Consider the following 22,928-nt stretch of genomic DNA (forward strand, 5'->3'; position numbering starts at 1 on the left):
CCGATGCCGGACGGAACTGCGTCCGGCATCAGGTAGCCGTTCGTCCGGATGTGTCAGGCGGACAGGAACTTGTTGGTGTATTCGGTCCGCTTTTCCGAGTACCAGGGCGCCTCGGCGGGCCAGGCGTTCAGATTGCCCAGCGCTTCTCCCGGATAGGCATCGGCGAAGTTCTTGGCGTAGATTTCACCGCCGAACTCCGCAGCGCCGACCACAGGCGAATTGTAGCCGTGGGTCGCGATCGCCTCGCCAGCCAGCTTGGCGTCATAGGCCGCCTCGATGAAGGCGTAGATCTGCTCGATGTTCTTGGCGCCGGTCGGCATGGCCAGACCGTCGACCCAGGCCATGGCCCCTTCTTTCGGCGCCCGGTACATGACCGGTTCACCCGCCGTCTTGAGCGCCAGCGGCGGACCGTCCCAGGTCTGACCGACGACGACGCCTTCGTTCAGAAGACCGTTCTTCTGGGTGTCGGCATCGTTCCAGATCAGCTTGATGTTCGGCTTCTTGGCGATGGCGGCGTCGACGACCTTTGTCCAGACCTCGTCCATCTTTTCCGGGCTTTCATAGGCTGCCCACATGGACCCGGCATCGAGTTCGCCGCGTCCTTCCAGACCGAGGCCCAGGCCCAGCAGCATGGAGTGGCCACGGCCCATGGTCTTGCCCGCGTTGGCCTCGTCCCAGACGTCGTAGTAGCTCGGGAATTCACCCGCCGGCACGAAGGCGTCGGTGCGCCACGCGATGCCTTCCGTGCCCCAGATATGCGGCAGCCAGAAAACGCCCTTGCCGTCGAAATTCCAGTGGGTCTCACCGAGTGCCATGGAAGGGTTGACCTTGTCGATGTCGACCTTGGACATGTCGAACGGCTGCAGCAGGCCAAGCTCCGCCCAGAGCAGATTGCGGTTCACGGTCGGGGAGACGATGTCGAAGCCTTCGCCGCTTGTGGCCTTCAGCTTGTTGATGATTTCCTCGTTGGAGCCGATGCCGGTGAAGTTGATCTTGATCCCGGTCTTGTCGGTGAAGCCGCTGACGAAGCTCTCCGGCAGATAGTCCGACCACATCATGATGTTGATTTCGCCGGACGAGGCCAGCACGCTGGAACTGACGATCGCGGGCATGGACAGCCCCGCGCCGGCCGCGGCCGCGCTCTTCAGGAAATCACGCCGCGTGGTGCGTGGACCCTTTTTGAAATTCATTGTGACATCCCCTTGCCTGCTGGTCTTGCAAAACTGTTCATCGCTCTGGCGCGGAGCAGGCCGCTTTTTTCGTATGGGTCGCATTGCCCATGACGATCCTGCGCCGCGTTGACCCGAAGACTATTGCGGTGCAACATCCCGCCTTAGAGCCAGAGGATGCAAACTATGGTGCCAGGGCATGCCAGGGGGTTTGCCAGGTGCGCAATCAAGGCCAAAACTGTCGCCGCGACTTCCGGTGGGTCCCGGCGGCACCCCTTTCGGCATTGCGGAAATTCAGATGCTTACAAGCTATTTCGACACACCTTTCGATCCGAACCGGCGCCTGCAGCACCAGATCCAGGAACGGCTGATCGAGGCGATCCTCGACGGCATCTGGCCCCTGCATGAGCCACTGCCGGCAACGCGCGTGTTTTCAAGGCAGATCAACGTGTCGCGCAATACGGTCGCCATCGTCTATGAGCGGCTGGTGGAAGACGGCTATCTGAAGTCGGTCAGCCGGCGCGGTTACTTCATCAACGAGCGTCACGTGCGCGAACAACTGAACATCCGCGTCGACGATCATGCCAAGGAAATCCTTCCCCGATCCGAGCATCCCTTCGACCCGGACGCGCTTTTCGTCTGCCGCTACTCGGACCAGGAGAACATTCTCAAACCGGCCGACTGGCAGTCCTTCGAGTATCCCTTCATCTTTGGCCAGCTCGCGCCCGACAAGACCTCCGTCGCGCGCTGGCGCGATTGCATCCGTCTGGCCGGAACCGCCCAGCACGCCCCCACCTGGATCGGCGACCTGGTCGACCGGGACGATCCGATGCTGGTCGACCAGATCATCCGGCGGATGCTGCCGCAGCGCGGGTTCCGGGCGGATCCCGACGAGATCCTGATCACGGTCGGAGCGCAGAACGCGCTGTTCATGGCGGCCCATCTGTTCTGCCGTCCCGGCGTCCGGGTGGATATCGAGGAACCTGGCTATGTGGATGCCCGCAACATATTCCAGGCGCTCGGCGCGCGCATCAGGTCCCACCGGGTGGACTCCAACGGCATGCGTGTCGGCGACGAGCTGGCAGGCGCGCGGCTGGTCTATGTCACGCCGGGGCACCAGTCGCCGACCAATGTCACCATGTCCATGGAGCGGCGTCTGAGGTTGCTGGCCCAGGCGGAAACCCAGGACTTCATCATCCTGGAAGACGACTATGAGCATGAGCTAAATTTCGTCGGCGCCCAGAAACCGTCCCTGCGCAGTTTCGACCGGACCGGCCGGGTCATTCATGTCGCCAGCCTTTCGAAGGCGCTGTTTCCCGGCCTGCGTCTGGGTTTCATCGCGGCGGACCGGCGCATTGTCAGGGAACTCAGGGCCTTGCGGCGGCTGATGTACCGGCACCCCTCCGCGCTCGACCAGCGCGCGATGGCGATCTTTCTCTCCGAGGGCCACTACGATTCCCACATCCGCCGTCAGAGGAAAATCCTGTCGCAGAAGTGGAAGAAGATCTTCAGGCTGATCGAAACACATCTGCCCGCCTGCGAGGCAACCGTCACCACAGGCGGCTCCGGCGTCTGGATCAGGCTTCCCGAAGAAACCCGCGCCATGGACCTGCAGGCATTGGCCGCCGAACACGGCATCCTGATCGAAGCCGGCGACATCCACTATCTTTCACCGGAAAAGCCCCGCAACCGCATCCGTCTCGGCTTCGGCGCCATCGCCGAGGAAAAGATGGAACCGGGCATCCGCCTGCTCGGCGAGCTGCTGGCAAGCTGCACGCGGCGGTAACATCCCAGTGCCGTCCCGGACGCAGCGCAGCGAAGATCCGGGACCTCATCACACGGTACAGCCTACGCGGTGGGCGAAGAGGTCCCGGCTCAGGGCCGGGACGGCATTGGTGGCAACGGCGGCGGGCGTGGCTACAGCTCCGCCCTGCCCAGAACGTTCTGAAGCATGTCGACCATCTTCGACAGGTCCTCTTCCTGCGTCGTCAGGGCGGGGGCGAAGATCAGGGCGTCGCCGGTCGCCTTGACGTGCAGGCCCTCGTCGAACAGCCGCCGCTGGACGATGGATCCCTTGGCCCCGGGCGCTTCGCCCGGCGTGAGCTGGATGCCGGCCATCATGCCGTAGCCGCGCAGATCGGAGACGTGGGGAAGGTTGCGCAGGCTGAAGACGCTGTCGAGAAAGGTCGCCGACAGGCTGGCGGCCCGTTCGAACAGGCCTTCGGACTTGTAGATGCCGAGGGTTGCCAGCGCTGCTGCGCAGGCAACCGGGTGGGCGGAATAGGTGTAGCCGTGCATCAGTTCCGGCCGGTCGGCGGTGATGGACTCGATCACGGCCTCCTGGATTTCGGTTTTCACGGCAACGGCGCTCATCGGGATGGCGCCGTTGGTCAGAGCCTTCGCCATGGTCATGACATCTGGCGTCACGCCGAATTCCTGGGCGGCAAAGGCTGAACCCGTGCGGCCGAACCCGGTGATGACCTCGTCGAACACCAGGAGAATGCCGTATTTGTCGGCAATTTCCCGCAGGCGCTGCAGATAGCCTATGGGCGGCACGATGGTGCCGATGGACCCGGCGATGGGTTCGACGAAGACCGCCGCGATGGTCTCGCCCCCATAGGTCTTGCAGATCTCTTCAAGGTCATCGGCCAGATAAGCGCCGTCTTCCGGCTGGCCCCTCGTGAACCGCTGGTCCTCATTCCAGGTGTGACGCATGTGAACCACGTCGCAGGTCACACCGGAAAAGTCGCGCCGGTTGCCGACCATCCCCGCCAGCGACGTGCCGCCGAGGTTGACGCCGTGATAGGCCCAGGACCGCGAGACGAAACGTGTGCGCTGGGGCTCGCCCCTGGCCTTGTGGTAGGCAAGGCAGATCTTGATGGCGCTGTCGACCGCCTCGGAGCCGGAAGAGGCGAAGAAGATCCGGTCAAGCCCTTCGGGCAGGATCTCGCTCAGGGCTTCCGCCAGCTTGAAGGAGACCGGGGCGGCGCGCTGAAAATGCGGCGTGTAATCCAGTTCCTGAAGCTGTTTGTAGACCGCTTCGGCGATTTCCCTGCGTCCGTGACCGGCCGCGCAGGTGAACAGGCCCGATGACCCGTCCAGCACTTCCCGGCCGTCCGGTGTCCAGTAGCGCACGCCCTCCGCCCGTTCGAACATTTGCGGCTCTTCGTGGAACAGCCGGTTGTTGGTGAACGGCATCCAGTGATGGTCCATGTTGATCGGCATATGGGTCATGGTGCGGGTCCTCAAGATCGAAACGGTCCGATCACTCCTAGGACCAGACGTGACGCGTCCTTAGAGCCAGCGCTCGCATTCGTAAGGGCCAGGGACGCCGGTGTCCCGATTGGCCATTGTGCCGGCGCGCCATGTTCGTATGGTCCGGTCATTACGAACGCTGAAGGCAAACTCAGAAAGGCAGGCCCATGACCGGCACAATCCTCATCACCGGAACCACATCGGGTTTCGGCCAGGCAACGGCCCGTCTGTTTGCCAAAAACGGCTGGAAGGTCGTGGGCACCGGCCGGCGGGCGGACCGGCTGGAAAAGCTGGGGGAAGAGCTTGGCGGCGCCTTTTGCCCGGTGGTTTTCGACATCATGGACGAGGCGGCAACCAGAAATGCTCTTGCCGGCCTGCCGGAAGCGTTTCAGGACATCGACGTTCTGGTGAACAATGCCGGACTTGCCCTAGGCACCGCGTCGGCTCCGGACACGAAGCTGTCCGACTGGAAGACCATGATCGATACCAATATCACCGGCCTGGTCACGATCACCGATCTGCTGCTGCCCAGGCTCATCGAGCGCAAGGGCATGATCGTCAACATTTCCTCCATCGCCGCCAACTGGCCCTATCCGGGCGGCAATGTCTATGCCGGCACCAAGGCCTTTCTGCGCCAGTTTTCACTCGGATTGCGCTCGGACCTTCATGGCAAGGGCGTCCGGGTGACCTCGATCGAACCGGGCTTGTGCGAAAGCGAATTCACGCTGGTGCGTACCGGCGGCAACACGGAAAGCTACGATGCGCTTTACGAAGGCGCCAACGCGATCCAGCCAGAAGACATTGCAAACACCGTCCACTGGATCGCCACCCAGCCTTCCCATCTCAACATCAACTCCCTGGAAATCATGCCGGTCAGCCAGTCCTGGGCCGGCTGGCAAATCGCCCGCGAGCGCTGATCCGCCATTGCGGCACGGGGATGCAAATGGTGGAGTGGCAGGGAACCATGACAAGGCCCGACACATGACCCGTCCTCCCGCTCTGCAATCGTTTCTGGACGCTGCCGTTGGCGTGCTCGGCGGGGCCTTGAGCGATCCTGCCCGGATGTCCGCCGGAGGAAATCGACCTCGCGCTGTCGGACGGTGCGTTCCGTCACGGCGAGGACGACTGGGTGGAACCGGGCGCCGGTGGGACGTTTCACAATCCGCCGCGGATCCGGCACACCATGCAATCACGTGCGGACCCGCTGCTGGCCTTGTGGTTTCTGCTCGACCGCGATGTGAGCGCCGGCTGAAAGTCAGATCCCCTTGCTGGCGACGGCAGTCGGACGCACGCCGCGGAACAGCAACGGCAGCCGGTCAGGCGACGGCGCGTGTGGGTATCCGCGGCAAGGCCGCATGGACGCCGGCCACCTGAACAGCAGCATCCGCCGCCTCCCGGCCCTTCTTCAGAAAATGCGCGTGATAGAAATCCTGATGGTCCTCCGACGGCTGGAAGTGATGCGGGGTCAGGGACACCGACAGGATCGGCACACCGGTTTTCAAACCGGCGTTCATCAGCCCCTCGACCACCGTCTGGGCCACGAAATCATGCCGGTAGATGCCGCCGTCGACCACGAGAGCACACGCCGCGATCGCGTCATATGTTCCGGTCTCGGCAAGTTTCTGCGCGAGCAACGGCATTTCGAAGGCGCCGGGCACATCGAACACGGCCACATCGGCGTCGGCGCCGAGTTCCGCGAGACGCTCCTTGAAACCGGCAAGAGCCTGATCGACGATATCCGCATGCCAACCGGCCTTGATAAATGCAAATCTGGGGGATTTTGTCACAGTTCCGGATCCTTTTTACCTGACAAGATCCCAGAGCAGAACAATCCTCGGCCGAAACCAAACTGTCCAATTCTCTTCCATCCGGACTATGACCGTCGGCCCCGGAATTTCACCGGATCTGCTGACCCATCCAAAAGCCGGATCTTCCGATCCATTTTAAGGAATGGCGCTCGCGGGCTATCACCGCCGGTGGGGACTTTCACCCCGCCCTGAGAACACATTGCAGCTAGTCGCATGGTCCCGAAATGTCAACGGCGGCGTCACCCGAACGCAGTGGCCGGCTGGTCATCGGACGTTCCCGAATCACACGCCCCCTCGGCGGCCGCCATGGACCGTTCCGCCAACACCTCCCCAACGGCGATGAGAACAGGGCCCGCCGTTCGCAGTCCGTCCACGCCCTCGCCCAGACCCGCCAGGGGCCCGGCCCAGGACGCCGCATCGGATCGCGATATGTTGGTCATGGCACGCACGGGAGTGTCCGGATGGCGGCCTTCCCGGATCAGCCGCTCACTGATGCGCGCGGCCATGCGGCCGGCCATGTAGAAGACGGTTGTCGTCGCCGGGTCCGTCAGGCCCTTCCAGTCGACCGTGTCCGGCAAATCTCCGTTTCTGGAGTGGCCCGTGACAAAGCGCACGCTCTGGGCGTGATCCCGGTGGGTGAGCGAAATGCCGAGTGCGGCCGCCATGGCCGAGGCCGCAGTGATGCCGGGGACGACCGAAGCCGGGATGCCTTCCTGGCGAAGCCTTTCCAGCTCCTCGCCCGCGCGGCCGAAGATCATCGGATCGCCGGACTTGAGCCTGACAACATTCTTGCCCCGGCGCGCAAGCGAAACCATCAGGTCGTTGATGTCTTCCTGCCGGCAGCTTTCCCGGCCGCCACGCTTGCCGACGAGCATGCGTTTGGCCTCCCTGCGGGCCAGTTCCAGGACCGCGTCGTCGACAAGATCGTCGAACAGGATCACATCGGCGCCCTGCAAGGCCCTGACGGCCTTCAATGTCAGATATTCCGCATCCCCGGGGCCGGCGCCGACGAGCGTCACCCGTCCCCCCGCCGAGCCGGAACCGGCCTCGATCCGCGGGAGCAGGTCCCTGGCCCGGTCTTCCTCCGGCGCCGCTTCGCCGGAAAAGGCCAGGTCGGTGAAGCTTTCCCAGAACCGGCGCCGCTCAAGACCTGCGGAAAGGTTGGTCATGACCCGTTGACGGATCCTGCCCGCGAGCTTCGCCCAGTCCTGCAGGCTCGCCGGCAGAAGCGTTTCGATGCGGCGGCGGATGGCCTGCCCGAGAATGGGCGCGACACCGCTTGTCGAAATGCCGATCACCACGGGCGACCGGTTGACGATGGAGCCGAACTGAAACTGGCAATAGGGCGGATTGTCGATGACGTTGACGGGAACGCCGGCCGCCCCGGCCGCGCAGTGAAACGCCCTCGCCTCGCCATCGCTTGCCGCGTCCGCCACCGCCAGGGCCGCTCCCTGAAGACAGTCCGCGCTCCAGGGTCGGGCATGATGGGTGTAATGCCGCCCGTCCGTTGCCGACGCGATCAGGTCCTGGAAGGCAGGGGTCGGGTTTTCGGCGTAGACATGAACCTGCGCCCCGCTCGCGGCAAGCAGCTCCGCCTTCCAGCAGGCCGCATCCGTTCCTCCCGCGACGACGATCCTTCGCCCTTGCAATGGAAAGAAGAGCGGCAGACTGGCAAGGGTCTCGATGGGAGCCGCGCGGCGGCGCGCGCCGACCTCAACCGGCTTTCGCGATGTCGGCATCTTCGGCCACCTCCTGGTTGAGTGTATCGATCAGCATGCGGATTTCCGAACGGCAGGAGCCGCAATTGGTGCCGGCCTTCAGACAGCTCCCGACCGCCTGGACACTGTCCGCCCCCGCCTGGACGGCGTCCGCGATCTGGTTGGCGCCGACCTGGAAGCACGAACAGACGATCGCGCCGGGGTCGGGCCTGTCGGATGGTGCGCGTCCAGCCAGCACCCGGTGGCGCAGGCCCGGCTGACCAGCGGCTTCCGCCAGCAGGCCACAGGCCCAGCCGCGCGAGACGGCAACCGGTTCCGCGCCGAGATAGATGAGCGCCTGCAGTGTGTTCTCCTGCCAGACGGCCACACGAAGTTGGCCGCTCGCCGCATCGTGAAACCGGAGCGCTTCTCCGGTATCGCCGGCAAGACGTGTGGCCAGGTCCTCGAAATCAGGCGCGCCGCTGCCCGCCAGTTCCAGACGGTAACCACCCTCCACCCTGGCAATCGCCCAATAGTCGGCCGGGATGTCCCGGGGTCTTTGCCTCAGGATGGCGAAACCGTGCCAGGTCATGGCCGACCTTTTCACGGACACCGGTGTGAATTTCGAGCCCGGCTGGCCCGAAACCGGATCGGTGCGGGGCGCCACAACCGTGTCGATGCGCGCGGAGGCGGCGAACTGGTCGGTCCAGTGCATCGGCACGAAGACCGTGCCTTTCCGCACCCGTTCCGTCAGTTGCGCGCGGAGCGTAACCTTTCCGAACGGGCTTTTGACCTCGACCAGATCGGCTGCGGAAATGCCCAGCGGCGCGGCATCCTCCGGGTGAATTTCGGCAAAGGGTTCGGCGATGTGGGAGGCCAGCCGCGCGGTCATGCCGGTGCGGGTCATTGTGTGCCACTGGTCTCGGATCCGGCCGGTGTTCAGGGTGAAGGGATAGGTCCGCCCGTGCTTTTCGGGAGCCCTGAATTCAACCGGCACCAGATTGGCCTTGCGATCGGCCGTGAAAAAGCCGCCGGAGGCGAAGAACCGCGTCTCCTCGCTGCCGCCCTTTTGCGTCTGCGGCCACTGAACCGGCGGCTGTGCGTCATAGTCGTCTTCGGAGATGTCCGCGAGGCCGCCGAGATCGAAGTCACGACAGCCATCGTTGCCGACGGCGGACAACGCGGCGTGTTCGCGGAAGATCTGCGCCGGCCCCCGATAGGCAAAAGCCTCCGCGAAGCCCATGCGCCTGGCGACATCCGCAAGCTGCCACCAGTCCGGGCGGGCGTCTCCCGGCAGGTCCATGAACCGTCTTTGCCGTGAGATCCGCCGCTCGGAATTGGTCACCGTGCCGTCCTTCTCGCCCCAGGCGGCGGCCGGCAGGAGCACATCCGCGAACGGCACCGTGTCCGCAGCACGCGTCACCTCGGAAACGGCTACAAAGGGGCAGGTTTTCAGCGCAGCGGCCACATCATCCGCGTCCGGAAGGCTGTCCACCGGGCTGGTCGCCATGATCCAGAGGGCCTTGATCCGGCCGGCCTTCACCGCCTTGAAGAGGTCCACGGCCTTCAGTCCGGGCGTTTCCGCCATGTCCGGGCTGTTCCAGAAGTCCTGGACAAGGGTGCGGTGGCCGGGATTGTCGATTTCCATGTGGGCGGCCAGCATGTTGGCCAGCCCGCCGACCTCGCGCCCGCCCATCGCATTGGGTTGCCCCGTGACCGAGAACGGCCCCATGCCCGGTTTGCCGATCCGGCCGGTGGCCAGATGGGTATTGATGATCGCGTTGACCTTGTCCGTTCCCACAACCGACTGGTTCACGCCCTGACTGTAGACCGTGACCGTTTTCGGGGTCCGGGCGACCATCGTGTAGAAAAGCGCGACATCCTGCGGCGGGAGCCCGGTCTCGGCGGCAATGCGCTTGACGTCACATGGCCCGGCTGCTGCGAGCGCCAGGTCCAGTCCCCGGGTGTGGTTTGCAAGATATGTGTGGTCGAGTGCGTCCGTTTCCGCCAGAAAGGCCAGCAGTCCGTTGAAGAGCGCAACATCCGTATCCGGCGCCAGGGCGAGATGGAGATCGGCAAGCGCGCAGGTCGCCGTTTCGCGCGGGTCGATGACCACGATGTGCATCGCCGGATTGGCCGCACGGGCAGTTTCGAGGCGCTGAAACAGGACCGGATGGCACCAGGCAAGGTTGGACCCGACCAGAACCACCAGATCCGCCAGTTCCAGGTCCTCGTAAGTGCCCGGCACCGTGTCAGCGCCGAAGGCACGGCGGTGGCCTGCGACGGAGGACGCCATGCACAGTCTGGAGTTCGTGTCGATATTGGCCGAGCCGATAAAGCCCTTCATCAGCTTGTTGGCGACGTAATAGTCCTCGGTCAGGATCTGGCCGGAAACGTAGAACGCGACGCTGTCGGGACCATGGTCCCGGATCGCGGTGGTGAACTTGTCCGCGACCAGGTCGAGCGCTTCGTCCCAGCCCGCACGCCTGCCTGCGATTTCCGGGTGGAGAAGCCGGTCTTCCAGAGAAAGCGTTTCGCCAAGGGCAGACCCCTTGGAGCAAAGCCGGCCGTAGTTGGCCGGATGCTCAGGGTCACCTGCAACGCTCACGGATCCGTCGCCGTGCCGGGTGGCGATCACGCCGCATCCGACACCGCAATAGGGACAGCAGGTCCGGGTGGTCGTGTTGTTTTCTGTCATGCCTTCCATCCCCGGGCCTGCCTTACCACGCGTTGTAGGCGAGATACTTGCCGGACATCTCGACCTTCACCCGGTCGCCCTTCGGGTTCTCGACACGTGTCACCGACATGTCGAAATCAATCGCCGACATGATCCCGTCGCCAAACTTTTCGTGGATCAGCGCCTTGATGGTCGGGCCGTAAACGCCGACGATCTCGTAAAGACGGTAGATGCATGGATCGGTCGGAATGGCCTGTTCCCAGATCTTGGTCGGACTTTCCTGGAGCAGAAGCGCTGCTTCCTGGGGCAGTCCGAGCACTTCGGTGATCGCCCCGGCCTTGTCCTGCGGCATCGCGTTCATGCCCATGGCCGCGGAGTGGGTCCAGACCGGCGACATGCCGATTTTCGCTGCGATGCCTTCCCAGGTGAGGCCTGCCTGGCGTTTCGCCGACAGGATCATTGCAGTGACGTCTTCACGGGTCAGAGCGGACATGGGACCTCCTATTCCTATGGATTGCTGAAAAGCTGGATGAAAAGCGCGGCGCACAATACTGCGAGGAAGACAGACACGATCTGCCAGAATCGCACCGGATCGCGTTCGGCCAACGGTACGAATTCCTCCGACCGGAAGGCGGGATTGGGACGGCGCAGATCTTCCAGGAAGGCGCTCATTGCCTCGTATCGCTTGCCCGGAGCGGGACTGACCGCACGACACAAGGCATGGTCGACCCAGTCCGGCACCCTCCCGGTGAGCGCGGCCGCGCTGCGATACCGCAGCCTTGCCTGGGCTTTTTCGCTGTTCGCCCGGGTGACGCCGGCGCCAAAGGGCAGCTTGCCGGTGAGCATTTCATAAGCGATGACACCCAGCGAGAAGAGGTCGCTCCGCCTGGTGCCGAGATAGCCCAGAAAGAGTTCCGGCGCCGTGTACTGATGGGTTCCGAGAATTTCGGCCCTGTCCAGCGCGGGGGCGGCTTCCATGACACCGGCGATGCGGACCGAGCCGAAATCGATGATCTTCACGGTACCGGCTGTGTCGATCATGATGTTCTCGGGCCTGAGGTCCTGATGCACCATTTCCTGGCGGTGGAAGGCCCTCAAGCCCCTGGCGATCTGCTCAAGCAGACCCCGCACCGTTTCCAGATCGGGATGCGGGTTGTCCAGCATCCACTGCCGCAGGGTCTGACCCTCGACATACTCGGTTGCGACAAACAGGGATTGTCTGTCCTGCGGCAGCTCCGCCGCCTTGAGCACATGCGGCGAGGACATCCGGCGGGCGATCCATTCCTCCAGAGCAAAGCGGCGAAGGTAGTCCTCGTCGCCGCGCAGATCCATGGACGGCAATTTCAGCGCCACGAGCGCACCGCGGGCCTCGTCCCGCGCCAGGTAAATGTGGCTGCGGCTGGACGCATGCAGAGACCGCAGCAGGCGGAAGCCCTCGAAATATCCCGGCACGTGCGGCAGGCTGGCGGGGGGCAGGTTTTCTTCCTCCGCGAGCATTCCGGCGGCGTCCGCATCGGGCAGACCGGCAACCCGTACGATCTGGACCGTGAGATTGTCCGTGCTGCCGGCTTCCAGCGCGAGACGGCCGATCGCCTCCGCCGCCGCGTTCAGGGCGGACGCTCCGGTGATGGCGCCGGTTATGGCGCCTGCGATGGTTCCCGGCGACAGGACCTCATGGATGCCGTCGGTGGTCAGCACAAAGATGTCGCCGGTCTTCAGGTTCTCCGCCCGATAGTCGAATTCGACCATTGCCGCCAGACCCAGGGCCCGGCCAAGGACAGTCTCGCCCGAGGAAACCTGAACCGTGTGATCCTGCGTCAACTGCTCCAGGCCATGCCCGGACAGGCGCCAGATCCGGCTGTCACCCGCATTGAAGAGATGCGCCTCGCGCCCCTTCAGGACAAGCGCGGAGAACGTGCAGACGTGCCCGCGATCCGGGGTGAGCGCCTGTCTTGTCTGGCTGAACAGCCAGGAGTTCGTCGCGCGGATCACGCGGCTTGCGGCGGTCTTCACCGACCAGGCATCCGACGTGCAGTAATAGTCCGTCAGGAACGACTTGACGGCGGTCTCCGCGGCGACACGCGCAAGAGGACTGGAGGAAATACCGTCGGCGATCGCGACCGCGATCCCCTTGTGCACCAGCGCCTGCCCCGCGGGCACGAGCAGACCGTGAAAGTCCTGATTGTCAGGCTTTGCGCCGGCGGCCGAATACTGGCCGGTCTCGACGTTCAAGGTTGCATGCGGGGCTTGCATCAGCACGGTGGACTTCCTTCGGAAGGGGAGATCCCGCCGCCGGCGCGGCGGGGTCCCGTTCTGCCAATCGGCCTGTTATTCGGCGGGAGTTGCCGCCGGGGCCGTCTCGAGGCCGGCATTGCGTTTCGGTGAGGTCTTGTAGTGGGTGGCGTAGATCATTCCGCCCACGAAGGTCAGACCGCCGACCAGATTGCCGACCACGACCGGAATTTCGTTGTAGGCGAAGTAGTCGAACCAGGTGAAATCACCACCGAGCATGATGCCGGACGGGAACAGGAACATGTTGACGATGGAATGTTCGAAACCGAGATAGAAGAACACCAGGATCGGCATCCACATGGCCATGATCTTGCCGGAGACGGAACTGGACATCATCGCGGACACGACGCCGGTGGACACCATCCAGTTGCACATCACGGCCCGGACAAACACGGTCAGAAGGCCCGCCCAGCCGGCGGAGGCGTAACCGAGGGTCCGGGCTTCCCCGATCTGGCCGATCCTCTGCCCGACCGCATTCGGTTCCTGGCTGAAGCCCATGGTGAAGATGATGGCCATGAACACTGCGGTGGTCATGGCTCCGGCGAAGTTGCCGCAGAAAACCAGGCCCCAGTTGCGGAAGACGCCGCCCCAGGTGCAGCCCGGGCGCTTGGCGATGACCGCGAGCGGGGCCAGCGTGAACACGCCGGTCAGCAGGTCGAAGCCGAGCAGATACAGCATGCAGAAGCCGACCGGGAACAGCACTGACGCGACCAGGAAGTTGCCGGTGTTGACCGCGATGGTGACGGCGAAGGCGGCCGCGAGGGCCAGAATGGCGCCGGCCATGTAGGAGCGGATCAAAGTGTCCTTGGTGGACATGAATATCTTGGATTCGCCCGCATCGATCATTTTCGAGGCGAATTCCTGCGGCATCACATATGACATTGAGGTTCCTTTCGCGGATGGCCCGTCCGGTCAGACAGCTTCATGGGAGTAAGAAAGGTCGATGAAGATCCGGCTGTCTTCGAGCCGGACCGGGAAGGCCGTGGTCCGGCCTTCGTCGGCGCCTTGCGCGGCGCCGGTTTCCAGAGAAATCGCCCAGTTGTGCAGCGGACAGGTCACACAGCCGTCATGCACGATCCCCTGACTGAGCGGCCCGTTTCTGTGCGGGCACTTGTCTTCCAGCGCGAAGACGTTGTCCTTGGCGGTGCGGAAGATCGCGACCGTCATGTCCCCGTTCTTCACGCAGCGCGCACCTTGCCGGGGAATGTCTTCCAGGGAGCCGATATGCACCCAGTTGCGGATTTCGGCGGTCATTCGGCTGCCTCCTTGGTCAGAACGGCCATCGGGTTGAATTCGTGTTTGTCCTTGCCGGACACACGTTCCGACCACGGATCGACCTGGGCGAATTTCTGGGAGAAGACGAAACTGTCGTAATAGGCCTTGCGCTTGTCCGCATCGTCCATGATCTGGCGGCGGATCTCGTCGTAGCCGATGCGTTTGGCCCACTTGTAGATCCGCTCAAGGTAGTTACCCTGCTCGCGGTACATCTGGGCAAGAGCGACGACGTGCTCCAGCGCGTCTTCCTCGGTCCCGACCTGACCCAGGACTTCGGTACCCTTGATGTCGAGGCCGGCGGCTCCGGCGAAATGGATCTCGTAACCGCTGTCGACACAGATGATGCCGATGTCCTTGCAGGTCGCTTCCGAGCAGTTTCGTGGACAGCCGGAGACCGCCAGCTTCAGTTTCGCCGGTGTCCAGGAGCCCCACATGAACTTCTCGATCTTGATACCAAGACCGGTCGAATCCTGGGTTCCGAAGCGGCACCAGTCGGTTCCGACGCAGGTTTTTACCGTTCTGAGCCCCTTGGCATAGGCCTGCCCGGAGACGAACCCCGCCTTGCCAAGGTCAGCCCAAACGCCGGGAAGGTCTTCCTTCTTGATCCCGAGCATGTCGATGCGCTGGCCACCGGTGCATTTCACTGCCGGGATCTCGTATTTGTCGACGACATCGGCAATTGCACGCAGTTCCTTGGACGAGGTCATGCCGCCCCACATGCGCGGCACGACGGAATAGGTGCCGTCCTTCTGGATGTTGGCGTGAACGCGTTCGTTGATGTAGCGGGACTGGTAGTCGTCGGCGTATTCGTCCGGCCAGTCCGACACCAGATAGTAGTTCAGCGCCGGGCGGCATTTGGCGCAGCCCCCCGAAGAGGTCCATTCCAGTTCCTGCATGACGGCCGGAATGGTCTTGAGTTCCTTGGACTTGATCAGCCGGCGGACATCGCTGTGGCCCAGATGGGTGCAACCGCACATCGGCGTCACCGCCGCCGGATTGTAGGCGTCGCCCAGGGTGACCTGCAGGAGTTGCTCGACAAGTCCGGTACAGGTGCCGCAGGAGGCGGACGCTTTTGTGTGCGCCCTCACGCCGTCCAGGTTTGTCAGCCCCTTCTCGGTGATCGCCGTGACGATCTTGCCCTTGCATATGCCGTTGCAGCCGCAGATTTCCGCATCATCCGGCAAGGCTGCAACGGCCGCCGTAGGGTCCAGGGGGGCTCCCCCCTGGTAGGCCTGGCCGAAAATCAGTGTCTCGCGCATCTCGGAGACATCGGTTCCCTTCTTGAGAAGATCGAAGAACCAGGGTCCGTCGGTGGTCTCGCCGTAGAGAACCGCGCCGACGATCCTGTTGTCCTTCAGGACCAGCCGCTTGTAGACCCCGGCGGCGGCATCCCTGAGGACGATCTCCTCCCGGTCGTCACCTTCGGCGAAGTCCCCGGCCGAATAGAGATCGACCCCGGTGACCTTCAGCTTGGTCGCCGTCAGGGAACCGGTGTATTCCGACGTCCCTTCCAGCAGGTTCTCGGCAATGACCTGCGCCATCTCGTAAAGCGGCGCGACCAGTCCGTAACACATGCCCCGGTGCTCGACGCATTCGCCAAGCGCGAAGATGTTCTGATCGCTGGTGCGCATGTCGTCTCCGACGAGGACACCGCGATTGACGTCCAGGCCGGTGGATTTCGCCAGTTCGGCGGACGGGCGGATGCCGACCGCCATCACGACGATGCTCGCCTCGATTTCCGAGCCGTCGTCCAGGCGGATGGCCTTGACCCTGCCCGATCCGTCATCGACGATCTCATGGCTGTTGGCCTTGGTGCGCACATCGATGCCCCGGCGCCGGAACTCCTCCTCAAGCAGGAAACCCGCGGCCGGATCGAGCTGGCGCTCCATCAGCGTCGGCATCAGATGCAGCACGGTGACGTCCATGCCCTGCATCTTTAGGCCCGCGGCGGCTTCCAGGCCGAGCAGGCCGCCGCCGATGACCACCGCGCGTCCACCGCGCCTGGCCGCCTCCAGCATTCTGTCGACGTCATCCAGATCCCGGTAGGTCAGGACCCCGTCGAGATCCTTTCCCGGCAGCGGGATGATGAAGGGATCCGATCCGGTGGCAATGACCAGCTTGTCGTAGGGCTCCGTGACACCGGTTTCCGACGTGACGGTTTTCGCTTCCCGGTCGATGCCTTGCACGCGGGCCGACTTGTGAAGTTTCACGCCGTGTTCGCGGTACCAGTCGTCCCCGTGGGTGATGATGTCCTCGTAGGACTTCTCACCGGACAGCACCGGAGACAGCATGAGACGGTTGTAGTTCACCCGCGGCTCTGCATTGAAAATGGTGACGTCAAAGGCGTCCGGGTTCTTTTCGAACAGGTCTTCCAGCATCCGGCCGGGAGCCATGCCGTTGCCGACGATAACGAGTTTCTGTTTGTTCATGGATTTACTCCGCAGCCGCAGCATCGGGATAAGCTGCTGTGATCATCACGCCGGATAGGGCTGAATAGGCGGCCAGCCACGCACGCCGTGTGTCTTCGGTGAAAGCGTCGCCGAGACCTTTGCCCAGCGTCCACACAAGTGCTTCGCCAACCGGCTTGTAATGCTCGGCCGTGACGCCGTAGCCGACATGCTTGACGGCCAGTGCCTCGGCTGCCGGCAGGACGGTTTCCAGGTTGCTCAACCCGTTCACCACCACGCCGAGCGTGGTCATGAGCTTGCGTCCCTGGTTGCCGAGATCGGACCTGAACAGCGGCCTGACCTCGGGCGCGATTTCGAACAGGCGGCTGTAGAAAAGGGTGGCGGCGTCATCTGCGATCGGCACCACTTTCGCAAAGGAGGTTTGCACGAGCTGGATTTGGTCTGGCGTCATGGCAGTCTCTCTTCCTGTCATTCGGCGGCTTCGACGGCAGCCTTCTGCCGGGCCATCCTGGTGGCGCGTTTTTCCTGAATGGATTTGAGCTGTTCCTCACTCGGATCAGCCCCGCCCTCGTAGGCTTCCAGGAAGTCCAGAAGCTCTTCGCGGTAGGCGTAGTAATCCGGATGGGCCAGCAGTTCCCGGCGCGAGCGCGGGCGCGGCAGGTCGACTTCCATGACGTTGCCGATCCGGGCATTCGGGCCGTTGGACATCATCACCACGCGGTCGGCGAGCAGGATGGCTTCGTCGACATCATGGGTGACGCAGATCGCGGTGACCTGGGTGCGCTTCCACACATCCATCAGGACGTCCTGCAATTCCCAGCGCGTCAGGCTGTCCAGCATGCCGAAGGGCTCGTCGAGCAGCAGCAGCTTCGGCGACAGGGCGAAGGCCCGGGCAATGCCGACCCGCTGCCGCATGCCGTTGGACAGATCGGCCGCCGACTTCTGCATGGCATGGGCAAGTCCGACCTTGGACAGGTAGTACTCGATGACATCCCGCTTCTCGGCCCGGGAGGCGTCCGGGTAGACCTTGTCGACGCCCAGTTCCACGTTTTCATAGGCCGTCAGCCAGGGCATCAGGCTCGGTGCCTGGAAGACCACGGCCCGGTCAGGCCCCGCCTGGGTCACATGGGTGCCGTCGAGAACGATCGCGCCGTCGGTGATCGGGTTGAGACCGGCGACCATGGACAGAACCGTGGACTTGCCGCAGCCGGAGTGTCCGATCAGGGTGATGAACTCGCCCTTCCGCATTTTCATGTCGAACCCGTCGACGACCGTCAGAGGCCCCTTCGGGGTCGGGTAGACCTTCTTGAGCTGCGAAAACTCCAGATAGCGGTCTTCCCTGGAGGTTTCGGCCGCACGCTCATAGGCGTCCGGCAGCTTGTCTCCGTTTTTCGGGCGCTGGGTGATCGGCACGATGTTCGGCAGAACGATATCGCGCTCCAGATCCACGCCGCGCTCGGCGCCGGCTTCCATCAGATACGCGGTCACCTCCGCGCGCAGGCGGATGAAGTCCTCGTCGTGATTGAGTTCACCCCGGTCCCTGGGACGCTTGAACGGCACCTTGAATTCCGGGCCGAGCGTTGCGCTCGTTCCCGGCTTCAGGGGGACGATCCGGTCTGCCAGCAGGATGGCCTCATCGACATCGTTGGTGATGAGGACGATTGTCTTTTTCTCTTCCTCGCAGATCGCGGCGAACTCGTCCTGCAGCTTGGCGCGGGTCAGTGCATCGAGCGCCGACAGCGGCTCGTCGAGCAGGAGGAGCTCCGGTTGCATCGCCAGCGCGCGGGCAACGGCCACCCTCTGGCGCATGCCGCCGGACAGTTCCGCCGGGCTGCGGTCCCTTGCGTGCGCCAGCCCGACCATCGCGATATACTTGTCGCAGATTGCTCTGCGCTCAGCGGCGCTCTTCTTCTTGAAGACGCTGTCCACGGCCAGGGCCACATTGCCCGTGACCGACAGCCACGGCATCAGCGAATAGGACTGGAAAACCACGCCCCTGTCGGCACTCGGCCCGTCGATTTCCCTGCCCTTGAAGACGATGCCGCCGGTGTCCGGTTCGATTAGGCCGGCGAGCAGGGAGATCAGCGTGGTCTTGCCGGTTCCGGAGAACCCGACAATGGCAATGAACTCGCCCTCGTCCACTTTCAGATTGATGTCGTCCAGAACGTCGGTGCGACGGGCACCTTCGCCATAAGACTTGGAGACGCCGGAAATTTCCAGAAAGGCCATGTCCGGTCTCCTTATCTGTTCGCCGAGAAGGTGAAGGCGCGCTGCAGGGCGAACATCAGCCGGTCGAGCAGGAACCCGATGATGCCGATGGTCAGCACCGCGACCATGATCCTGGCGAGCGACTGGGAAGAGCCGTTCTGGAATTCGTCCCAGACGAATTTTCCAAGACCCGGGTTCTGCGCCAGCATTTCCGCGGCGATCAGCACCATCCAGCCCACACCCAGGGACAGGCGCAGACCCGTGAAGATCAGCGGCAGGGAGGACGGCAGAACAAGCTTGGTGATGGTCTTCCAGGTCGGCAATTGCAGGACACGGCCGACATTCATCAGGTCCTTGTCGACGGAGGCAACGCCCAGCGCCGTGTTGATCAGGGTCGGCCACATGGAGCACAGCGTCACGGTGACGGCGGAAATCAGCAGGGATTTCGACAGCCAGTCGACCGGATTGGCGTAGGTCGCCGACACGATCATGGTGACGATCGGCAGCCATGCGAGGGGCGACACCGGCTTGAAGATCTGGATGAGCGGGTTGATCGCGCCATTGAAGGAGCGCGACAGGCCGGAGGCGATCCCGAGCGGAACGGAGATGATCGTCGCGATCAGGAAACCGAGGCCGACGGTCTTCAGGGAGGTGCCGATCTGGTCGATATAGGTCGGCTTGCCGGTATAGGAGCGCCACTTGACCTTGTCGGACTTGCCTTCCGCTTCGAGCGTGGCATTGCGCTTTTCCTGGCGCTCGAAGAAGGCGTCGGCCTTGGCGCGCTCGCGCACATGATCTTCCCAGAGGTTGACGGTCTGCGACCAGACCTGAGCCGGACCAGGCACGGCTCCGAGAGATGTGTGAACCTGGGGTGCCAGAACGCCCCACAGGATCAGGAAGGCGGCAATGCCCAGCAGCGGGATCAAAAGCACCCGCTTGAGTTCCCCCAGCTGTTCCCGCGGATTGTCTCCGGCGGCCATCTTCAGGAGAGGCACGGTCCAGGACAGGCCCAGCGCGTCCAGCCAGCCGGACGCCTTGTTGATCCCCGTGAAAAGCTTCTCCCGGCGCGCTGCGCGGGCAAGGTTCTGACTGCCTGCGGTATCGGCATTGGCCATGATGGGCGTCCCTGTTTCGAAATTCTGTTGGTTCGTTTCAATGGAAGAGAACGGAGCGGCATGGCTGATGCCGCCGCTCCGCCCCTTGCTGTCAGCCGCCGACGACGTTGTTGCCGGTCACGACCTGCTTGCCTTTCAGGCCGATCGGAAGGCTGTCGATATAGGCGTTGGGGAGTTTGCCGTCATAGGCGATGCCGTCGATGATGTCCCCGGACGGGGTCGGTGCGCGGTAGCCGTCGGTGTCCCAGGGGAAGTCTTCCTTGGCGACATGGCCGTCCTCGACAAGCAGTTCCGCCGCCTTGAGATAGATGTCCGGGCGGTAGACGGATTTTGCCACCTCGTCGTACCAGCTGTCCGGCTTGTATTCGCCGATCTGGCCCCAGCGGCGCATCTGGGTCAGATACCAGACCGCGTCGGAATAGTAGGGATAGGTCGCGAAGTAGCGGTAGAACACGTTGAAATCAGGCACGTCGCGCTTGTCGCCCTTCTCGTATTCGAAGGTGCCCGTCATGGAGTTGGCGATGACTTCCGCATCCGCGCCGACATATTCGGAGCGCGACAGGATCTCGACCGCTTCCATGCGATTGGCATTGTCGTTCTCGTCCAGCCACTTGGCCGCGCGGATGAGTGCCTTGGTGACGGCAAGCGTGGTGTTCGGGTATTCCTCGGTGAACTCGCTGGTCATGCCGAAGACCTTCTCCGGATTGTTCTTCCAGATCTCGTAATCGGTGATCACCGGAACGCCGATGCCCTTGAAGACCGCCTGCTGGTTCCAGGGTTCGCCCACGCAATAGCCGTAGATTGTTCCTGCCTCGAGCGTTGACGGCATCTGCGGCGGCGGGGTGACCGACAGCAGCGCGTCCGCCTGGATCTGGCCGGAAATGTCGGAACCGGAATAAAAGCCCGGGTGAATGTCACCGGATGCCAGCCAGTAGCGCAGCTCGTAATTGTGGGTCGAGACCGGGAACACCATGCCCATGTTGAACGGCTTGCCGTCGGCCTTGAACTCCTCGACAACCGGCTTCAGAGCGGTCGCCTTGATCGGATGGACCGGCTTGCCGTCATCCTGCATTTCCAGATGCGGCTTCATCATCTCCCAGATCTCATTGGAAACGGTGATGCCGTTGCCGTTCAGATCCATGGAAAACGGCGTCACGATATGCGCCTTGGTGCCGAAGCCGATGGTGGCCGCGAGCGGCTGACCGGCCAGCATGTGCGCTCCGTCCAGTTCACCGGTGATCACCCGGTCGAGCAGAACCTTCCAGTTGGCCTGCGGCTCCAGGGTCACGAAGAGGCCTTCGTCCTCGAAGTATCCAAGTTCGTAGGCGACCGCGAGCGGTGCCATGTCGGTCAGCTTGATGAAACCGAAAGTCAGTTCGTCCTTTTCGACATCCAGCATCTCCGCGAATGCACCGGACGCCGGGACGATCGCGGTGGCGGCCATCAAGGCGGCACATGCAACCCTGCGGGTCATCTTCAGTGTTCTTGCCTGTGTCACGTCCTGTTCCCTCTTGTCCTTCCACGCGCCCTGTCCGGACGCTGGCTAAAAAAAAACCGCCGTTGTGATCCACGCATCAAAGGAGGAGATGCAGATCACAACGGCGGCTTTGCCTGGGCGCCCTGCCATGGGCGCAATATGAATTGGCCAGCGTCGGCCACGTATTTATGGAAAGCACAATGCGTGCCAGATTAGAAAAATTCTATTTTTTCCTTAAAAATCAAACCTCTGAACCAATACCGGCTTTTTGTCTTTTCTGCGCCAATGCATGATTTGTTGGCGTGTCCGGCAGGCAACTGTTGCTTTTTTGTGCATTGCAGCGAGGTCAAGGCCCCAATGTCGCGCCTGCTGCCGCTGGGTCATTCGACTACCCCGTCCTGCCGGTCGAAAAGCCGGGCCGGCGCCTGCCGCGGCAGATTTTCCAGACCAAGCGCACTCTGATAAAGCCCCGGCGAAAAGATCCGCGCCACGGAGGCTTCCGCCTCCGCGGAAGGCTCCGCCTGCCCCCAGCGGACCATCTGTTCATAGAACCACTGGCCGTGACCGGGTGAGGGTGCCGCGCGCGCGCCGCCGGAAAAGGTCAGGAACTCCGGAATTCGCCGGGACGTGTTGCGTCCAAGCTGCATGTCTCCCTTCAAGGCGGGAAGACAGACCTCGACCGGACAGGCCAGAATTTCCGGGCGCGCGAGCAGGACGGCCAGCGGTTCCGCGTTCGCGGGATCCGCGCACCAGTCGGCCGCTGACGAGACCGCCCTCATCAGCGCGGACAACGTCACCGGATGCGCCTCGGCCCATTTGCGGGTCACGCCCAGGACCTTCTCGGGACTGTCCGGCCAGATCGCCTGCTTGTAGGTCGCGATCCGGCCCGTGCCGGCGGCCACAGCCACCGTGTTCCAGGGTTCACCGACGCAAAACCCGTCCAGTTGACCGGCTGCGAGGGCGTCCGCCATGAGCTGCGGCGCGATCACCGAGATTTCGACATCCGTGTCCGGATCGATGCCCGCGGCTGCCAGCCAGTAGCGCAACTCATAGGCATGTCCGGAGAACGGGTGCACGACACCAAAACGCAGACGGGCCTCCGGGCCAGCACCGCTGTCCCGGACGATCTTGGCCAGAGCCACGCCCGTGGAGACCGGATCGCCATCCGGACCGGCGCCCCGGCCCGCCATGTTCTGCCACAGATCCGCCGACACCGTGATGGCGTTGCCGCCGAGCCCGAGGATCATCGGCGCCAGCATCGGGACGGCGAGACTTGTCAGGTTGAGGCTGGCGGCAATCGGCATCGGCGCCAGCATATGCGCCACATCGAAATGGCCGACGGCAATGCGGTCGCGGATGTTCGCCCAGGACGTTTCGCGCACCAGCTTGAGCGCGATGCCTTCGCGTTCGGCAAAGCCCATTTCCCTGGCCGCAACCAGGACGGCGCTGTCCAGAAGCGGTATGAACCCGGCAATGACGGGCGTCAGATGTGTGTCCATGTTCCTCCGGTCTGCCGTGGAGCTGCTTCCTCCCGGCCATCTGGCAGA

At 63.3% G+C, this 22,928-nt stretch carries 18 protein-coding genes and 1 riboswitch; of the genes, 3 read left to right on the forward strand and 15 right to left on the reverse strand.

Annotated elements, in window-relative coordinates; all coding sequences use genetic code 11:
- Nucleotides 1–53: 53 nt before the first annotated feature.
- Nucleotides 54–1,190, reverse strand: coding sequence for an extracellular solute-binding protein (locus AC0VX3_RS21095; RefSeq protein WP_475522168.1), 1,137 nt, complete (start codon nucleotides 1,188–1,190; stop codon nucleotides 54–56).
- A gap of 277 nt (nucleotides 1,191–1,467) precedes the next feature.
- Between AC0VX3_RS21095 and AC0VX3_RS21100 the strand changes: the two genes are divergently transcribed.
- On the forward strand, nucleotides 1,468–2,955 hold the full coding sequence (locus AC0VX3_RS21100) for an aminotransferase-like domain-containing protein (RefSeq protein WP_475522169.1): 1,488 nt from the start codon (nucleotides 1,468–1,470) through the stop codon (nucleotides 2,953–2,955).
- Between the two features lie 131 nt (nucleotides 2,956–3,086).
- Here the strand turns inward: AC0VX3_RS21100 and aptA are convergent, their stop codons facing one another.
- On the reverse strand, nucleotides 3,087–4,403 hold the full coding sequence (gene aptA, locus AC0VX3_RS21105; protein WP_475522170.1) for an omega-aminotransferase AptA: 1,317 nt from the start codon (nucleotides 4,401–4,403) through the stop codon (nucleotides 3,087–3,089).
- Nucleotides 4,404–4,591: 188 nt separating this feature from the next.
- Here aptA and AC0VX3_RS21110 point away from each other — a divergent pair, with 188 nt between their 5' ends.
- Nucleotides 4,592–5,341, forward strand: a complete 750-nt coding sequence (locus AC0VX3_RS21110) for an SDR family NAD(P)-dependent oxidoreductase (RefSeq protein ID WP_475522171.1) — start codon at nucleotides 4,592–4,594, stop codon at nucleotides 5,339–5,341.
- Nucleotides 5,342–5,514: 173 nt separating this feature from the next.
- Nucleotides 5,515–5,676, forward strand: coding sequence for a dimethylsulfonioproprionate lyase family protein (locus AC0VX3_RS21115; protein WP_475525219.1), 162 nt, complete (start codon nucleotides 5,515–5,517; stop codon nucleotides 5,674–5,676).
- A gap of 64 nt (nucleotides 5,677–5,740) precedes the next feature.
- Here AC0VX3_RS21115 and AC0VX3_RS21120 read toward each other — a convergent pair whose 3' ends face one another.
- The 13 genes from AC0VX3_RS21120 to AC0VX3_RS21180 form a co-directional block, all read right to left on the reverse strand.
- Nucleotides 5,741–6,211, reverse strand: coding sequence for a 6,7-dimethyl-8-ribityllumazine synthase (locus AC0VX3_RS21120; RefSeq protein ID WP_475522172.1), 471 nt, complete (start codon nucleotides 6,209–6,211; stop codon nucleotides 5,741–5,743).
- Nucleotides 6,212–6,276: 65 nt separating this feature from the next.
- Nucleotides 6,277–6,432: riboswitch (FMN riboswitch) on the reverse strand.
- A 39-nt stretch (nucleotides 6,433–6,471) separates the two neighbouring features.
- Nucleotides 6,472–7,971: a siroheme synthase CysG gene (gene cysG / locus AC0VX3_RS21125; protein ID WP_475522173.1), complete on the reverse strand. Its 1,500-nt coding sequence runs from the start codon at nucleotides 7,969–7,971 to the stop codon at nucleotides 6,472–6,474.
- On the reverse strand, nucleotides 7,946–10,627 hold the full coding sequence (locus AC0VX3_RS21130; protein WP_475522174.1) for a nitrate reductase: 2,682 nt from the start codon (nucleotides 10,625–10,627) through the stop codon (nucleotides 7,946–7,948). The genes cysG and AC0VX3_RS21130 overlap by 26 nt, the downstream gene beginning before the upstream one ends.
- A 22-nt stretch (nucleotides 10,628–10,649) precedes the next feature.
- Complete coding sequence (gene cynS, locus AC0VX3_RS21135) at nucleotides 10,650–11,099, reverse strand: cyanase (RefSeq protein WP_475522175.1); 450 nt, start codon at nucleotides 11,097–11,099, stop codon at nucleotides 10,650–10,652.
- A 14-nt stretch (nucleotides 11,100–11,113) separates the two neighbouring features.
- On the reverse strand, nucleotides 11,114–12,859 hold the full coding sequence (locus AC0VX3_RS21140; RefSeq protein WP_475525220.1) for a bifunctional protein-serine/threonine kinase/phosphatase: 1,746 nt from the start codon (nucleotides 12,857–12,859) through the stop codon (nucleotides 11,114–11,116).
- Nucleotides 12,860–12,934: 75 nt separating this feature from the next.
- Nucleotides 12,935–13,780, reverse strand: coding sequence for a formate/nitrite transporter family protein (locus AC0VX3_RS21145; RefSeq protein WP_475522176.1), 846 nt, complete (start codon nucleotides 13,778–13,780; stop codon nucleotides 12,935–12,937).
- A gap of 30 nt (nucleotides 13,781–13,810) precedes the next feature.
- The gene (nirD, locus tag AC0VX3_RS21150) at nucleotides 13,811–14,152 is read right to left on the reverse strand and encodes a nitrite reductase small subunit NirD (protein ID WP_475522177.1); all 342 of its coding nucleotides are present in this window, start codon (nucleotides 14,150–14,152) and stop codon (nucleotides 13,811–13,813) included.
- Nucleotides 14,149–16,602, reverse strand: a complete 2,454-nt coding sequence (gene nirB / locus AC0VX3_RS21155; RefSeq protein ID WP_475522178.1) for a nitrite reductase large subunit NirB — start codon at nucleotides 16,600–16,602, stop codon at nucleotides 14,149–14,151. Before nirB ends, nirD begins: the two co-directional genes overlap by 4 nt.
- A 4-nt stretch (nucleotides 16,603–16,606) precedes the next feature.
- Complete coding sequence (locus tag AC0VX3_RS21160) at nucleotides 16,607–17,032, reverse strand: globin family protein (protein ID WP_342894557.1); 426 nt, start codon at nucleotides 17,030–17,032, stop codon at nucleotides 16,607–16,609.
- Nucleotides 17,033–17,049: 17 nt separating this feature from the next.
- On the reverse strand, nucleotides 17,050–18,810 hold the full coding sequence (locus AC0VX3_RS21165) for an ABC transporter ATP-binding protein (RefSeq protein WP_475522179.1): 1,761 nt from the start codon (nucleotides 18,808–18,810) through the stop codon (nucleotides 17,050–17,052).
- Between the two features lie 11 nt (nucleotides 18,811–18,821).
- A complete protein-coding gene (locus AC0VX3_RS21170) occupies nucleotides 18,822–19,904 on the reverse strand; it encodes an ABC transporter permease (protein WP_475522180.1) in 1,083 nt (360 codons plus the stop codon).
- A 91-nt stretch (nucleotides 19,905–19,995) separates the two neighbouring features.
- Nucleotides 19,996–21,348, reverse strand: a complete 1,353-nt coding sequence (locus AC0VX3_RS21175; RefSeq protein WP_475525221.1) for a CmpA/NrtA family ABC transporter substrate-binding protein — start codon at nucleotides 21,346–21,348, stop codon at nucleotides 19,996–19,998.
- A 413-nt stretch (nucleotides 21,349–21,761) separates the two neighbouring features.
- The gene (locus AC0VX3_RS21180) at nucleotides 21,762–22,880 is read right to left on the reverse strand and encodes a CmpA/NrtA family ABC transporter substrate-binding protein (protein WP_475522181.1); all 1,119 of its coding nucleotides are present in this window, start codon (nucleotides 22,878–22,880) and stop codon (nucleotides 21,762–21,764) included.
- Between the last annotated feature and the right edge of the window lie 48 nt (nucleotides 22,881–22,928).

This window comes from Roseibium sp. QJM3NY_11, assembly GCF_056173175.1.